Genomic DNA, 16,628 nt, shown 5'->3' with positions numbered 1-16,628 from the left:
AAAATGACGCTTTTAAAAATAGAGACATTAACATGTGAATATAGAAGTAATCCGTTAGGAATTGATATCAAAAGACCTCGAATTAGCTGGAAAATCCAATCAGACCTCCGTGGAACGATGCAAAAGGCATATCAACTTCAAGTTACGGCCAATGATCAGGATTTCACTACAACGATATGGGATACAGGTGTTATTCAATCAGATGAATCTATTCACATTGAATATGGTGGTCCCGAATTAAAGCCTCGAACAAGGTATTTTTACCGTGTGAAAATCTGGGACAATTTTGATCGCGAAACACCATGGAGTGAAACCGCTTGGTGGGAAACGAGTCTGTTATCTTCTAAAGAATGGAAGGCAGAATGGATTACACCAGATCCCGAAGGAATAGATCCGCTAAGCGAGACTGCCTTTCTATTAAGAAAGGAATTCACCTTAAAACCCGGTATTACTTCAGCTCGAATCTATGGTACAGGTGTTGGTTTGTATGAACTATATTTAAATGGAGATCGCGTTGGCGATGAACTATTCGCACCCGGTTGGACGAGCTATCATAACCGGTTGCAGTATCAGACCTATGATGTAACCGACCAGTTTCTTGCTGGTTCCAATGCGATTGGAATAATGCTTGCTGACGGCTGGTATAAAGGAAATCTGGTCAGGGAAAATAACCGGAATATATATGGTGATAGAAGGGCGGCTTTCTTTCAAATTCACATAACATTTAACGATGGTACAGAAGAGATCATTGTAACGGATAACACATGGAAAGCTTCAACTGCTTCTATTTTATTTTCGGAAATCTATCATGGGGAAACATACGATGCAAGGCTTGAACAAGATGACTGGACCAGCCCAAACTTTAATGATCATGATTGGGCCGGCACGATTATTCAAGAAATGCCTATTACCCAATTGGTGGCACAAGAAAATGTACCTACTCGTGTAACAGAAGTTCTAAAGCCAATAGACGCTTTTGTGACACCTGCTGGTGATACGGTTCTAGACATGGGGCAAAACATGGTCGGTCGAATTCGATTCAAAGTGAATGCCCCTGCAGGAACTCGGATTGTCTTAAGGCATGCCGAGGTTCTTGATAAAGAAGGGAATATTTACTTTGGCAATCTAAAATTTGCGAAACAAAAAGTAGAGTATATTGCCAAAGGTAATGATACAGAAACCTATGCTCCACATTTCACATTCCAAGGGTTCCGATATGTGAGAGTAGAAGGATATCCAGGACAGGAAAACGGCTTGCCGCTTGAAAACTTTGTTGGTGAGGTTATCCATTCTGACATGGAGCGAACAGGTGAATTTGAATGCTCAGATCCATTAGTGAATCGGCTTCAGCAAAATATAGTTTGGGGACAAAGAGGGAACTTCCTCGATGTTCCGACCGATTGCCCGCAGCGCAGTGAACGGCTGGGATGGACGGCGGATGCCCAAGTTTTCATTCCTACAGCGTTATTTAATTATCATGGAGGCCCATTTTTCACAAAGTGGCTGAGGGATTTAAAGGCTGATCAGCTTCCAGATGGCAATGTACCGTTTGTCATTCCGAATGTAGAAGGTGGAAAAGGTTCTGCCGCTTGGGGGGATGCAGCGACGATTATTCCATGGACCGTTTATCAGACCTATGGAGATAAACGTGTACTTGCTGAACAATATAACAGTATGAAGGTATGGGTAGAATATATCCGCAGGCAGGGTAAGAATGAATATCTATGGAACACTGGCTTCCATTTCGGTGATTGGTTAGCCCTGGATGCGAAAGAAAATAGCTTTGTTGGCGCCACGGCAAGAGATTTTATAGCGACCGTCTTTTATGCCCATTCAACTAGGATTCTAAGAGATGCGGCCGAGGTCCTTGGGAAATCAGAGGAAGTTCAGGAATATAGTTTCTTATTGGAAAAAATTATCGAACAATTTAATCATGAATTTGTTTCGCCATCCGGCAGATTGGTGTCTCCAACCCAAACCGCCCATGTCATTGCCCTTATGTTTGATATTGTGGACGTAAAATCCAAAGAACGGACAGCCTATGAGCTAAATCAATTACTAATTCAAAACGATTATCATCTGAACACAGGATTTGTCGGAACACCGTATATCAGTTTAGCTCTTTCAAAAGGCGGTTACCATGAAACAGCCGTCAAATTATTAATGAAGGATGATTTCCCATCCTGGTTGTACCAAGTGAAAAAAGGAGCCACCACCGTTTGGGAGCACTGGGATAGCATTAAGCAAGACGGTTCATTCTGGAGTGATCAAATGAACTCTTTCAATCATTACGCCTACGGCTCTATCGGTAATTGGATGTATAAAGCCGTAGCAGGGATTGATATGGATCCAGCAATACCTGCCTATAAGAAAATAAAAATCGAACCAAAATTTGCAGGTATTTCGTTCACTCATGCAAAAGCTGCTTATGAATCCATGTATGGAAGGATTTTATCATCTTGGCATCTTACGAATGATATGGTAGAAATAGAGGTTGAAATTCCTGCTAATACAACCGCAGAGATTCTTCTGCCTAAAGCGCATCTTGCTGACGTTCTGGAAGGAAATAAACCATTGGTTTCAGGAGATATTCATTCATACAGGGAAACGATAGAGGGTGTACGACTTACTGTAGGTTCTGGATCTTATCACTTTAGATATCGAAACGAGAGTGAATTGAGACCATGCTTTACTGAAGATACACCAATTATTGATTTCCTAGATTATAGTGAGGCAGTTGCTGTTATAGAGAAATTTGCCCCTGGTATCACAAAACCACCGGCTATTTTTTCAACAAAAGCTAGGAGCTTGAAAGAATTGGCGGAATTACAAGAGGCGAATCTAACAGTTGATAAGGTTAAAACCATTATTGCCGAGTTGAAAATGCTGGAAATGGAAGCTGTATCAGTAAATGAATAGATTAAAGAGGCTGATCCAAAAAAAGTCGCTATTCAACGATCTTTTGGGTCAGCCTTTTTTGGCGGTGGTTGAGGGGATTTGTTAATATAAGCTGGAATTTGTTAATATGGTATCTAATCTTGTTAATATATCTTGATTTTTGTTAATATACCTTGGTTTTTTGTTAATATCGACCCGAAATTTGGTTAATAAAGCGATAAAGCAGTAAAGCAGAAGTCCTCTTTAGAGAATTTAGCTCCTTTAAGGAGCGATTTTAATAGGTTGGTATGATTGCGGATAGGCGTGAGTGGAGCGCCTGTCCTGTTTGCGCCTGAAAAACAATTAAATCTTTCTTTTTGTATTATTTGTTTTTGTTTTCCAAAAAAATATGGTATAGTTATAGTCATAATAAGTAAAAAACAAATACAAAACAACATAAATAAAAATACGCTGAGAGGGGTAGGAGAATGCTGGTAGCAGAAAGACAAAAAAAGATTGTGGAATTAGTTAATGAACGATTAAGTATCCGGGTAACTGAATTAAGTAAAATTTTCTCTGTTACGGAAGAAACCATCCGCCGGGATTTAGAAAAGCTTGAAAAAGAGAACTTATTAATGCGCTCTCATGGCGGTGCGGTTAGTATTGAAAAGGATCAAGGAGAGGTTTCTTATTTAGAACGAGAAATCACAAACGCGGAACAAAAAAAAGCGATTGCTGCGGCAGCTGTCCGTTTGATTGAGCCTGGGGATCAAATTGTGTTGGATGCTAGTACCACCGCTTGGTATGTTTCGAAAGAACTGCCTGATATGCCTTTAACCGTTTTAACAAATTCCATAAAGGTAGCGATTGAGCTTAGTAAAAAAGAACAAATCAAAGTCATTTCCACTGGCGGAACCTTGCTGTCGCAATCTTTATCCTATGTCGGACCGTTAGCTGAACGATCACTTAGCATGTATCACGTCAATAAGGCGTTTCTATCTTGCAAAGGAGTTCATCTAGAAAGAGGGTTAAGTGATTTTAATGAATCACAAGCTTTACTAAAGAAACAGATGATGGAAATTGCCGATGAGACAATTTTGATGGTAGACTCAAGTAAATTTGGAACTCGTGCATTTTCAAGAATCTCTCCTTTCTCAAATCTCGACTGCATAATTACCGATTCAAAAATAAATGAAGAAACGAAAATAGAGCTAGAGGATAGAAACATTAAATTATTAATTGTAGACTAACAGGCCAATTACGGTCTGTTTTTTACATTTTTCGACACATACATGTATACTAGAAAAAATAAAGTAATTCAATTAAGTTGGGTGACCGAAATGAATTTTACCTATGAAATTATAGAAATGAATAAAGAACTCCCCTTGCATATATTTTTAAACAGTGTCGATTATGTTTCAAACCATTGGCATGACAGTATTGAGATCATCTTTGTTCTAAAAGGAAAAGTGGGTGTGTCTGTTAATGATAAGCGTTTTGAGTTAAATGAGAAAGATGTAATTCTCATTAATGCAAACGATATTCATGCAATTCAGCACCAAGATGAGAATTTACTACTTACCATTCAGCTGCCAATTCCCGAATTAAAAGAAAATATTAAAGATGTTGATGGCTACGCCTTCTCGTGTAAATCTTTTCTGTATGATGAGAACCATCAAGGAGAGTTTAATGAATTGCGTTCTTTGTTAGCGCAGATGATGTGGGTTATAAATAAAGAGGGTGAGGGTTACGAATTACAAATAAAATCCCTCTATTTTCAGTTAATTTATTTGCTGATCAAAAACTTTAAAGAAGAGACAGAAAAAGAAAGCAAGGTTTCCAGCCAGAAACATATCGAACGGTTACTAAGGATTACCTCCTATGTAAAGGACAATTTTAAGCAGCAGATTACGTTAAATGAATTATCACAGCTAGAATTTTTATCTGTCCATTACTTATCAAAGTTTATTCAAAAACATTTAGGGATGCCTTTTTCCAAATATGTAGATAGTATCAGGCTGGATCATGCTGTTAAAGATATTGTTTTTACCGATATTCCACTGACGCAGATTGCCCTTGATAATGGATTTGCAAGTGTAAAAGCTTTTAACCGGGCTTTTAAGGAATTCTATCATCAGACACCAAGTGAATACCGGCGTGCCGTAGAGATGGAACCCAAAAAAACGGAGAGTAATAAGGTGACACTGGCGAACTATGTGGAAATTGATAAAACAAAGGCATTTGACCAACTGTTTGCCTTCTTGCCCAGTAACCAACAAGCATTAGTATTCGAAAATAAATCTGTTTTAAAAAAGACATTTAAAGTGAATGTGGCGGAAAAAGCACAGAAGCTTGCTCATACTTGGAAGAATCTTATGACTGTTGGAAAAGCAAAAGAGTGTCTATACACTGATGTACAAAATCAGCTTAAGATGGTGAAGGATGCGACGAATTTCAACTATCTTCGGTTTCATGGCATTTTTGATGATGAAATGATGGTTTATGGCGAAGATGAACAAGGAGTACCTGAGTTCAATTTTCTATATACAGATAAGCTAATACATTTTTTACGAAGTATCCAAGTTAATCCGTTTGTCGAGTTAGGCTTTATGCCAAGTGATTTAGCCGTTTGTAATGAAACCGTGTTTTTTAAAGAAAGCAACGTCAGTAAACCAAAGGATATAGAAAAATGGAATGCCCTCTTAGAGGCGTTTATTCGACATTATGAGAACCTTTATGGGGAAGAGGAAATCTTACAATGGTATTTTGAAGTATGGAATGAGCCGGATTTTTATGTGTTTTGGCGAGGAACCTTCGAAGATTATTGCACGTTATATAAAAACACCTACGAAACGATTAAGGGTATAAATCCACTTTATAAAGTAGGAGGACCTAGTATTGTTTCGATTAAAAACAGTGACTGGCTGCAGCGATTTTTAGATTTTTGCAGGGAAGAGAGTTGTCTTCCTGATTTTATCTCGTTCCATAATTACTCACATGATGAATTGGATGTAAATAAGAAAAAGAATCTAACAAATGAAAATGCCATGGATTTCGGTTATATTTCAAGAGACGAAAGCTTTCTGAAAAACCGCATAGCTGATCTCAAGCAGATTTTGTTAGAAAATAATCTCGATAATCTAGAAATTCACCTATCTGAATGGAACTCTACGGCCTATCATCGTGATTTAACGAATGATACTAGTTTTAAAGCGTCGTTTATCATAAAAAATCTCTTGGAAAATATGGATTCCATTCAAAGCTTTGGCTATTGGACGATAACGGATTTAATTGAGGAGAGAAGAGCGTCGACGGTCGATTTTCATGGCGGTCTTGGGTTAATTACCAATCGGAACATTCCCAAACCGGCTTTTTTTGCGTATCAGCTGCTGGGGAAATTGGGAAATCAACTCATTTCTCAAGGGGATGGCTATTTTCTTACGAAAAATTCAAAGGGTTATCAGCTTCTTCTATATCATTATTGTCATTATGACCGGCTGTATTGTATGAACCAGCATGCAAACATCGATTTAGAAAATAGATACGATGTGTTTCTTAATCAGAATCCAATTGAAATGAAATTCATCTTAAATGAATTGAAAAAAGGAACATACAAAGTAAAGCAATACCAATTAAACAGAGATAATGGAAGTTCATTTGATAAGTGGGTTGAGATGGGTGCACCTCAAACCATGAGTACGGAAGAAATAAGTTATTTGAAAAATTCCAGTGTACCTAGACTTCAAATAAGCGATGTCCGTATTGAAGAAAATTATATTTTAACAGCCAATCTTGAACCCCATGAAGTTCAATTATATGAAATTATTCCACAAAAAACACTATAGGCAGGATTCAACCGATTAGAGTACAGTTTGAATACAAAATTGAGGCAGGAATCAACCTGCCTTTTTTTGTTGCAGATAATTAGTAAAAAGGAACTATAAAAAACTGAAATGACAATTTACGTACCTGCTTTGAACAAATATCGGATAGTGTAAAGGTTTTCATACCTCTATAATGAAGTACATAAGGAAGCGTTTCCAGTAAGAAGAATTCATAGGAATGATAAAAAATAGTTTTTTTAGGTAAATTGAAGCATTATAAAATAAGGAGGCAATAAAATGGAGAATACGGTAATGAATAAGACGCCATTTGGAAGATTGATCGTTGCATCAATTCTTGGAGTTGGGACGGCAATTGCGCCATTAGTATTATTAGCGTTTGGACTAATTCAATTTATTATTATAAAAATTGTTGGGCCGGAACATTCAACAGCTGTGTATGGTACTGCATCTGGGATTACAGGTATAGCGGTTGTTATTTTTGGACTATTCAGTGGGATCATTGCAGATAAAACTCGAGTAAAGATGGGGAGAAGACGATTTTGGATTATTGGAGGTAGTATCGGCGGCGCCATTTGTATGTTAGCTCTCGCGTATTCTACATCAATCCCAATGCTTGTGATTTCCTGGTGTTTGGCACAATTCTTTTATGGAATGGTTTCACTCTCATGTTATGCGATTGTTCCAGAACAAGTAGAACAAGAAAAGTTTGGTCGGATTTCAGGGATTATTGGTGCCGCAGCACCTGCTTTTGTAATGACTGGACAAATGTTAATGGGAGTCTTTGCTAAGTCTACCCAAAGTGAAAAAATGATTACTATGATTATTGTCCAATTAATTGGTGGGTTCATAGCTGCTCTTCTTATTAAAGATAATTATTTTGCTGGAACAGAAACAAAAGCTGAAAAGAATTCGTTTGGTATTCGTGGATTTTATCCAAGTTTTAAAAAGCACCCTTCCTATACATGGGCATTATTAACGAAGCTATTTATTTATTTTACAAATGCCGGAATGAATATGTTAACGCTTTTCTATATCGCAAGATTTCACTTGGGTGAAACAAAGATTTTTCAATTAATGGGACTTACTGCTCCGGCTATCGGGGTAATGGTTGCAGCTGGAATACTTGGTGGCTTTTTATCCGATAAAGTGAAAAAACAAAAACCTTTTGTTATCGGTGCAGCCCTTTTAACAGGAGTTTGTCTAATCACATTTGCCTTCTCAAGTAATATCACATGGGTAATTGTTGGCAACTTTATCTTTAACTTTGGATTTGGATTATACGGTGCGGTAGACAATGCCCTTGTAAACCGAATTCTTCCAAACAAAGAGAATGCTGCAAAAGACATCTCGATTATGAATACGACAACAAATCTAGCATCAACACTAGTAAATTTCGCAGCACCTGCTTTAATTGCTTTAGGCGTAAGTCTATTTGGCGGAGATGGATATACGTTCTTCTTCTTAGTATTAGCGGCTTTCTCCATTCTTTCAGCAGTGTTTGTTCTTCCAATTCCGGAAATGGGAGCGAAATTGAAAGCTAACCATGATATTCAAGAAAAAGCAGTTTAATATATAATTGAAATAGGGGTGAATGATACTCAAGTATCGATTCACTCCTATTGATATTTTCATATTAGTTATAGAAGGAGAGATATGTAGATGTTGATTAAAAAAATCCAATTGTGGGATGATAGTGAAACGGTAACCTTACATACTTACATTCTTAATAACTCGATGGAATTTCAAAAGGACCAACTACGCCCTGCAGTCGTTATTTGCCCTGGCGGCGGATATTTAGGAACCTCCGATCGAGAGGCTGAACCGGTTGCAATGCGTTTCGCTTCTCTTGGTTATCATACGTTTGTTCTCCGATATAACACCTATTTTAAGGAGTGGGTTCAAGATTTTAATAATCCACCGGCTCCTAATGAGAAATCAGCTTATCCGCAGCCATTGTTTGATCTAGCCAAGGCTATGCTCATCATCCGCGAACATGCATCGAAGTGGTTAGTGGATACGGATAAGATTGCAGTTTGTGGTTTTTCTGCCGGTGCTCATTTATCAGCAAGTATGGGAGTCCATTGGAACAGCAGTCTATTAAATGAAGAGTTTAATGTTGATAATGAACTGTTCAAGCCTAATGCAGTTATTCTTGGATATCCTTTAGTAGATTACCAGTTAATGAAGAAGAAAGTGGAAACAGAGGCTAATGAGTTTATTAAAGGATTCTGGGAGATTTCGGGAAAAGCAGTTTTTGGTACTTCTAATCCTAGTGATGAACAACTTTCAGAAGTTAGTCCAGTAAACTATGTATCATCGCAAACACCGCCAACATTTATTTGGCACACTGCTGACGATGATCTGGTTTATGCTGAAAACTCCTTAAGATTTGCAACCATGTTGGCAAAACATAAAGTTCCGTATGAGCTGCACGTTTTTGAAAGCGGGGTACACGGGTTATCTCTTTGTGATGAGACTACTGCGGGTGAAGCCAGCCATCTAAACCCAGAATGTAAAGTTTGGTTTGATTTAGCTGATAAATGGTTGAAAAGGCATTTTAAATAGAATATCAATATAAAACCATCCGCTTTTGGGATGGTTTTTGTCATGTTTTATTCTTTTCCTTATAACAATGTGGGGTATCTTTAAATAGTTCTTTGAATTTTTTATAAAAGAAAGTAACACTGGAATATCCTACTTCTTGAGCGATTTCAGGGATTGGTAAATCAGTATTAGACAAATACAAAGCAGCCTGGTTCAACCGTTGAATCTGGAGAAGTTCTTTAAATGATTTCCCGGTCCCTTTTTTTAGCAGTGTAGACAAATAACTTGGATTAAAGCCAAAGGTCTGCCCCATTTTAACTAGAGAACAATTACGGTAATGGTCTTCGATATATTTCAAAAAAATAAGTAAAGAAGTATTCTCCTCGGCTTCATCCCTTGTCTGGTAGTGTGTGTATCGAATTAAGGTTGAAAATAAAACAATCAAATAAGAGTCGATAATTTCTGCCGAACAGAAATCACGATCAAAAAATTCACACATAATATTCTCCATAATCTCTGTAACTTTGGTGTGTTCCTCAGGTCTAAAAATAAGGAAATGATTTTGATTACGGTGACTTACAAGAGATTCAATCATAAATTGAGAGATAATACTTTTTTGGGTCAATCTTCTAAGAAAACTTGGAGAAAGGTAATCCTGTTTAAGAATCATATTAATGACAATATCCTCCTTAGCACTTTCTGCTACACTATGAGGTACTTCTTTATTAATTAAAATTAGTTCCCCTTTATTCAAATGTATCTTTTTCCCATTTATTAAAATAGTACACGTTCCTCTATAGACAAACATCATTTCGATGTAATCATGCATATGGAGAGGAATAACCGAGCCGTAAGGTTGTTGAGAGATCGAGATTTTCTCATCAATTGGTGCATCTGTTATATCAAATGCTCTATTAAATTGATAGACAGGTTCTCCATTTATCATCACAGTTTCGGGATTATACTCCCTCAAGACTCTTTCTTTATCGATTGGCCCAAGATGAAATTTGTCTAAGTAGCTATTAAGTTCTATTCGATCCATAGTGCTCCTTTTTAATGATGATTAGAGTAATTATCTTTTATTGTAATATATAAAAATACATATGGTAAGTAAATAAAGTATTTAAAATGAGAGGGATTTTACTCATTGGACAACAAAAAATAAAAACTATGATTCGAGCAATCAAGACCTTGTTTTTTAACATTACCCATAGGGTTAGCGATTGATAAAATGGGTTTATCAAGAATGAATAAAATAATTGAAAACAGGAGGCAACCTAGAATGAAATATGTTTTTCCTAAATCCTTCCTTTGGGGAACGGCGACATCTGCCTACCAGGTAGAAGGAAACAATAATAAATCGGATATGTGGGCTGAAGAATATTCTGAAGGATCCCCTTATAGAGATTATTCCGGTGATGCAGTCGATCACTACAATCGATACAAACAGGATATCGAACTCATGGCAAGTCTTGGACTTAACAGCTACCGATTTTCCATAGAGTGGGCAAGAATTGAGCCTGAACAGGGTGTATATTCTCAAATTGAATTAGATCATTATCGAGATGTTATTAAAGCATGTTACGACAACAATATTGCTCCAGTGGTTACGATGATGCATTTTACTTCTCCACAGTGGCTGATGAAACTAGGCGGCTGGAAAAATCCTAAAACAGCGGACCTATTCGCGAAATATTGTGAGGTCGTATTCAAGGAGTTTGGCCAGTATATTCCTTATGTATTGACCATGAATGAAGTCAATTTGCCAGTCATGTTAAAAGAATTATTTATTAATATGAACTTTATGCCGCCTGTTGGGATGGATGCCAAGTCTTGGACAGCACCGGGCTGGAGAGAATCAGCTGCCCAGAAATGCGGGACAACCATTGATCAATATTTCACTTTCCATATGGCTTCTGATGAGGTGTCATTAGAAATTGTGAAAGATGCGCATTGCAAAGCAAGAGAGGTTATGAAAAAAATAAACCCGTCTACCAAAGTTGGATTTTCCTTGGCCCTGCCTGAAATTCAAGCGATTGAAGGTGGAGAAAAACAAGCCGCGAAAGTATGGCATGATTATTTTGGGCAATTTAAATCAATCATTGAAGGCGATGATTTTATCGGCGTACAGAATTACACCCTTGAAGTGTATGGTCCAGGTGGACAAGTTCCGCTGGCAGAAGGAACAGAAGTGACCGCAATGGGGTATGAGTTTTATCCCGAAGCACTTGCTGGAACGATTCGAAATGTAGCCAAAGAGTTAGACATCCCTGTGCTGGTAACGGAACACGGTATTGCAACAAATGATGATAGCCGTCGGGTTGAATTTATCCAACGTGGTCTTAAAGGAGTGCATTCGTGCATTGAGGATGGAATTCAAGTTCTAGGTTATCTATATTGGTCTACATTTGATAACTATGAATGGACGTTTGGATACGATCCGCATTTTGGGATTATTGGAGTAAACCGTGATACACAAGAGAGAATGGTAAAGGAAAGTGGTCGTGTGTTAGGGGAGATTTCAAAGAACAATGCTGTAAACGAATAAACTTAGTCAAATTGATGAATTTGAAGCGCCTTCGGACAGGTAGGGAGAAAAAATGGAAGTTGTTGTCCGAACCCGAGGCACCTTCGGACAGGCCAGAGGAAAAAACTGGTGTTGCTGTCCGAACCCGAGGTACCTTCGGACAGGCAGGAAGAAAAAAAGGGTGTTGTTGTCCGAACCCGAGGCACCTTCGGACAGGCCAGAGGAAAAAACTAGTGTGGCTGTCCGAACACATTAAATATCTGAACAGATTTGAAAAAGTCAATGCTGACCTTGCCCAAATTAAGTGCCTTCTTAACATTAATCCCTATTAAAGTTACAATCTATGAGAAAGAAGGGAATTTCAATTATGAAATATCAAAATCCAGTTATCAGCGGCTTCCACCCAGATCCTAGTATTTGTAGAGTAGGAGAAGATTTTTATCTAGTTACTAGTTCCTTTGAATATTTCCCAGGTGTACCGATTTTTCATTCTAAGGATTTGGTTAATTGGAAACAGATAGGTCATTGTTTAACTCGTGATAGTCAATTACCTTTACACGAATCAAAGAGTTCCATGGGGATTTTTGCCCCAACCATTCGATATAATAATGGCCGTTTTTATATGATTACAACGAATCTAACAATCGGAAAAAACTTTATTGTATGGACTGAAAATCCTGAGGGCCCCTGGTCAGAACCAATTTGGCTGGATTGGCCTGGAATAGATCCTTCTCTATTATTTGATGAGGATGGAAAGGTTTATCTTACGGGAACACAAGATATCTTCAGTGGAGAAACTCTAGGGATCTATCAGGCTGAAATCGATATTGATTCCGGGGAGATTCTTACTGAGCGCCGGTTAATATGGCAAGGTACAGGCGGGGCCCATCCCGAGGGTCCCCATCTTTATAAGATAAACGGCTTGTATTATTTACTGATTGCTGAAGGTGGAACAGAATACGGGCATATGGTAACAATGGCACGAAGCCAACAGCCTTTTGGTCCATTTGAAAGTTATCCCAATAACCCAATTCTTACCCATCGCAGCAGTGCAAGCCCGATTCAAGCCACTGGGCATGCTGATTTAGTTGAATATACAGATGGCAGCTGGTGGACAGTATTTTTAGGAATTCGCCCTGCCCCGATTCCTTTTAGTGGAAAACACCATCATCTTGGCAGAGAAACTTTCTTGGCTCCAGTTGATTGGGGTCAAGATGTTTGGCCAATAATTGGTGCTCAAGTCGAATTAGAAATGGACGGAAGAACACTCAAAATAGAGGATAAAGAACATATTAAGTATAAAGATGACTTTAATGAGCCTGCTTTAGAGTTCTCTTGGAATTTCCTGCGTAATCCTAATGAAGAAAGCTGGTCTTTAACTGATAGGCCGGGTTTCCTTACGTTATATGGGACTTCTACAAGTTTAAATGACTTAGGTTCTCAAGCGTTCGTAGGCCGCAGGCAACAGCATTTCGATTGCAAGGTATCAACATTTCTAGAATTCTCTCCAACAATGGAGGGGGAAGAGGCTGGGCTAACCGTCTTCATGAATGAACGATTTCATTATGAAATTGTATTGGGAATTAGAGATGGTGTAAAAAAGGTTTTTGTAAGACGAAGAATCGGATCCCTTTGGAAGGTTGAGTCTGAACATGAGTATATTCGAGAGGATATTATTTTAACTGTTCATGCAGATGCTAAAAATTATACGTTTGCCTATCAAAAGCAAGACGGAGAGTCTATTATTTTAGGCTCAGGTGAATGTTCGCTATTATCAACTGAAGTAGCTGGGGGATTCACTGGTGTATATTTCGGACTTTATACAGTAGGAAGTGGACAAAAAAAGAGTGTTCCTGCATATTTTCATTGGTTTGAGTACTCAGTATAATTCTCAGGATTAGGGAGCTCCATCATGTAACAGGGTGACGTTAGTGCAAAATTATTGACGACCTTCATCCAAAAAAGTTTATCATCAGAGTAGTCAAAAACCTAAGAAAAAAAGCTGCCATAGGTTGGCAGCTTTTTTTTATTTATGCTATTTTTCAGAGAAATTGATGAACTTGTCTTGATGTTTTAAAATCCATGAAACTCTTTGCGCAGCCTTACAAATATACTTCTTGACCGTATCAATAGAGTCAACTCCGTCCCAATAACGACCGAGAAAATGGATAAATACATCTAAACTTCGTAGTTGGATTAAAAGAGGAAGGGCCTCAATTTCTCCTTCTGCCAGCTTAATCCTGCTGCCATATCCCATTAGGAAGGCAGTAATCTTTTTAAAAATAATCGTTTCATCCTCTTCATCATCAATAAAATCGGAAATCGAAACCGCGACTTCCATCACTCGTAAATCATGTGTAACAAATTCAAAATCAAGAATCGCTGAAATTTTTCCATTCCCTCCCGAAAGAATGTTGGAAGCATTTAAATCTCCATGGACAAGTTGGTGGGGAAGCCTTTTTAAAAATGGAACTCTGTCTTGAAATGAAACTAGTTGATTGTAGATAATTAATAATTCTTGAGTTAACTCCATAAAGTTCTCTGGTGGAGTTAGTGAAAAATCTTTAATCTGTTCCAAAGAACATCTTGGGTGTGTACTATCCATATCATAATATGGTCTGTATACTGGCAGGTGGTTTACACTGACCTTGGCAAGTTCTGCAGTAAGTTGACCAGTCACCATACCAAATGAATATATTTGATCTAAGTCCTCAAGGGCAGGATTCTTCCCATCGATAAATCTGAACAATCCTGCAAGAAATCCGGATTTAGTTATGACAATGGTTTGCCCAGCTTTGGTTCTCATTGGTACAGGTATAAAAAAGGAAAGCGGTCGTTCTTTTAGCGCTAGTAATACAGCATGTTCATAGCTTACCTTGTCTTCATCTTGATGGGTCTCGTAAATTCTCAGTACGTACTGCTCACTGTTTGCGAGTATAAATAGGGTTGTATTGTTTTCTCCGCTTGGTCCGGGGACAATCTCCCAGTTTTCATCTGGGAAATACAAAGGTACTATTTCTTCAATATAATATAAATTTTTTTTCATCTATCCAAAATCCTTTTTAAAAAGAAGTCTATCATGTACATGAAAAAGAAGAAAGTATTATTGAATCGATAAATGAAGTATTGAATTATTGTAATAAACATAATCTTTGATTCAAGCAAAAACCCCTTTGAATTTAATATTAAAAAGAATGAGAACGTTTGCTAAGATAAGTGCAAAAATCGATGTTAGCCTTAGAAAGGAAAAATAATATCGGCAGATTAGTATATTAATGTGGCCAATCAGCGAAAACAAGAAAGAGGGTATCATCATATGAAAATTGAAACAATCAAATTATGGGAAGACAGAGAAGCTGCTGCATTAACAAACTTTTTAACCATGCCGGATCGATTTTCCCTAGGACAAAAATTCGCCTATTTTCAGGCAAAAAAGAGGATGTATTATACAAGAAGTAGGTATATTATAAAATTCATACAGGAAAGCGTTTTCTTAAAGTGGTTAGATTGAAAAATTTTAGGTTAAGAGAGGAGTTATTATCATGCGTAAATATAGTACAAGTGCCATCGACCTATTACAAAATGAAACTACGATTATCGAAAATAATGGAGTTAAAGTTATCGTAAAACCAAGCCCAGGTGAAGCTAGACCCGGATATCTTGATCCTATGGAATTAAGTCTTATGGATAATCATTGGGCCGGAAAATTAGATGGAGAAGAACCTGCAGCGATGCCGCCAATGGAAGCATTGATTCCTATCATGAGGGAAAACATGGGATTCCCTAACTATAATTTAAACACAGTAGAAATACATACAAAATATGAAGAAATCACAGATAGCGGAAATACAGTAGGCTTATGGCGCTACTATCCAAGAAAATCAGAAAAAAATCCAAAACGGCCTGCATTTGTATTTTTTCATGGAGGCGGCTGGATTGGCGGCAGCGTTTATACGGTAGAAAACTTCTGCAAATTGTTAGCAGAATTAACTGATGGAGTGGTATTTAACGTAGATTATTCTTTAGCTCCAGAAAAGCCATTCCCTAATGGATTTAATGACAATTATTATGCGGTAAAGCATGTTTATGATCATGCAGAAGCATATGGAATTGCCCCTGAGAAAATCAGTGTTGGCGGAGATAGTGCCGGAGGCAATTATGCAGCGGCAGTTTGTTTGAAAGCAAGAGATGAAGGTACACCAAAAATTGCCATGCAGGTATTGATTTATCCGGCAGTTACACAAGCGGATGCCATGGTTGACGGATATGAGTGGAGTGAAAACTTTTTTGAAAAGTCAAAGGAGCACAAGGACATCATCAAGGGACTTATATCACTTGGAAGACCTTCAAAATTTGAAGATAATCATTTTTTAGGAGCTTATATATCTGATAAGGAAGATATCAATAATCCTTACGTTAGTCCAATGCTTGCCGAATCACATGCTGGTCTGCCAAAAGCTATTTTAGCTGGAGCAGAATTTGACGGTTTACGCATTCATACAGAGTTTTATGCTAAGCAGCTTGAGGATGCAGGCGTAGAAACCACTTGTTTCCGTTATAAAGGGATGACCCATGCATTTATTGATAAATTAGGACATGTACCCCAAGCTGAGGATTTATGTATTGAAATCGCTGCAGTAATGAAGAATCTGTAGCCATCTTGTTGTGGACCAGAAAATAAAATTGAAAATGGATAACTTACAATTATATTTGGTCAACTTGAGCTCTTAATAATAAGGGCTCTTTTTTATATCACATATGTTTGAAAAGCTTGCATTTAATTAAGGTTAGTTAAATAAAAAAAGAGAACAACACAGATCAACTGGTGTTCCCAA

11 protein-coding genes are annotated in these 16,628 nt (G+C 37.7%); 9 read left to right on the top strand and 2 right to left on the bottom strand.

All coding sequences use genetic code 11. The features are described 5' to 3' along the window. Positions 1-3: 3 nt before the first annotated feature. From ACZ9EE_RS09240 to ACZ9EE_RS09220, 5 genes are all read left to right on the top strand, one after another. Complete coding sequence (locus tag ACZ9EE_RS09240; protein WP_476026426.1) at positions 4-2,919, top strand: family 78 glycoside hydrolase catalytic domain; 2,916 nt, start codon at positions 4-6, stop codon at positions 2,917-2,919. 446 nt (positions 2,920-3,365) lie between these two features. Then, the gene (locus ACZ9EE_RS09235) at positions 3,366-4,127 is read left to right on the top strand and encodes a DeoR/GlpR family DNA-binding transcription regulator (RefSeq protein ID WP_476026425.1); all 762 of its coding nucleotides are present in this window, start codon (positions 3,366-3,368) and stop codon (positions 4,125-4,127) included. 90 nt (positions 4,128-4,217) lie between these two features. Next, positions 4,218-6,722, top strand: coding sequence for a GH39 family glycosyl hydrolase (locus ACZ9EE_RS09230; RefSeq protein ID WP_476026423.1), 2,505 nt, complete (start codon positions 4,218-4,220; stop codon positions 6,720-6,722). Between the two features lie 276 nt (positions 6,723-6,998). Next, positions 6,999-8,291, top strand: a complete 1,293-nt coding sequence (locus ACZ9EE_RS09225) for an MFS transporter (RefSeq protein ID WP_476026421.1) — start codon at positions 6,999-7,001, stop codon at positions 8,289-8,291. Positions 8,292-8,381: 90 nt separating this feature from the next. Beyond that, a complete protein-coding gene (locus tag ACZ9EE_RS09220) occupies positions 8,382-9,287 on the top strand; it encodes an alpha/beta hydrolase (protein WP_476026419.1) in 906 nt (301 codons plus the stop codon). A gap of 40 nt (positions 9,288-9,327) precedes the next feature. Here ACZ9EE_RS09220 and ACZ9EE_RS09215 read toward each other — a convergent pair whose 3' ends face one another. Next, complete coding sequence (locus ACZ9EE_RS09215) at positions 9,328-10,308, bottom strand: AraC family transcriptional regulator (protein WP_476026417.1); 981 nt, start codon at positions 10,306-10,308, stop codon at positions 9,328-9,330. A gap of 240 nt (positions 10,309-10,548) precedes the next feature. On the opposite strand from ACZ9EE_RS09215, the gene ACZ9EE_RS09210 reads away from it, so the two are divergent. Both ACZ9EE_RS09210 and ACZ9EE_RS09205 read left to right on the top strand, forming a co-directional pair. After that, positions 10,549-11,814, top strand: a complete 1,266-nt coding sequence (locus tag ACZ9EE_RS09210; RefSeq protein ID WP_476026415.1) for a glycoside hydrolase family 1 protein — start codon at positions 10,549-10,551, stop codon at positions 11,812-11,814. A gap of 346 nt (positions 11,815-12,160) precedes the next feature. Further along, a complete protein-coding gene (locus ACZ9EE_RS09205) occupies positions 12,161-13,681 on the top strand; it encodes a glycoside hydrolase family 43 protein (RefSeq protein ID WP_476026413.1) in 1,521 nt (506 codons plus the stop codon). Between the two features lie 147 nt (positions 13,682-13,828). Here ACZ9EE_RS09205 and ACZ9EE_RS09200 read toward each other — a convergent pair whose 3' ends face one another. Then, positions 13,829-14,839, bottom strand: coding sequence for a phosphotransferase enzyme family protein (locus ACZ9EE_RS09200; RefSeq protein WP_476026411.1), 1,011 nt, complete (start codon positions 14,837-14,839; stop codon positions 13,829-13,831). A gap of 231 nt (positions 14,840-15,070) precedes the next feature. Between ACZ9EE_RS09200 and ACZ9EE_RS09195 the strand changes: the two genes are divergently transcribed. Beyond that, positions 15,071-15,304, top strand: a complete 234-nt coding sequence (locus ACZ9EE_RS09195) for a hypothetical protein (RefSeq protein ID WP_476026409.1) — start codon at positions 15,071-15,073, stop codon at positions 15,302-15,304. Between the two features lie 31 nt (positions 15,305-15,335). Further along, the gene (locus ACZ9EE_RS09190; RefSeq protein WP_476026407.1) at positions 15,336-16,448 is read left to right on the top strand and encodes an alpha/beta hydrolase; all 1,113 of its coding nucleotides are present in this window, start codon (positions 15,336-15,338) and stop codon (positions 16,446-16,448) included. Positions 16,449-16,628 lie beyond the last annotated feature (180 nt).

The sequence above is a fragment of the Bacillus sp. URHA0034 genome, from assembly GCF_056280405.1.
This window is presented reverse-complemented; position numbering and strand designations above follow the sequence as displayed.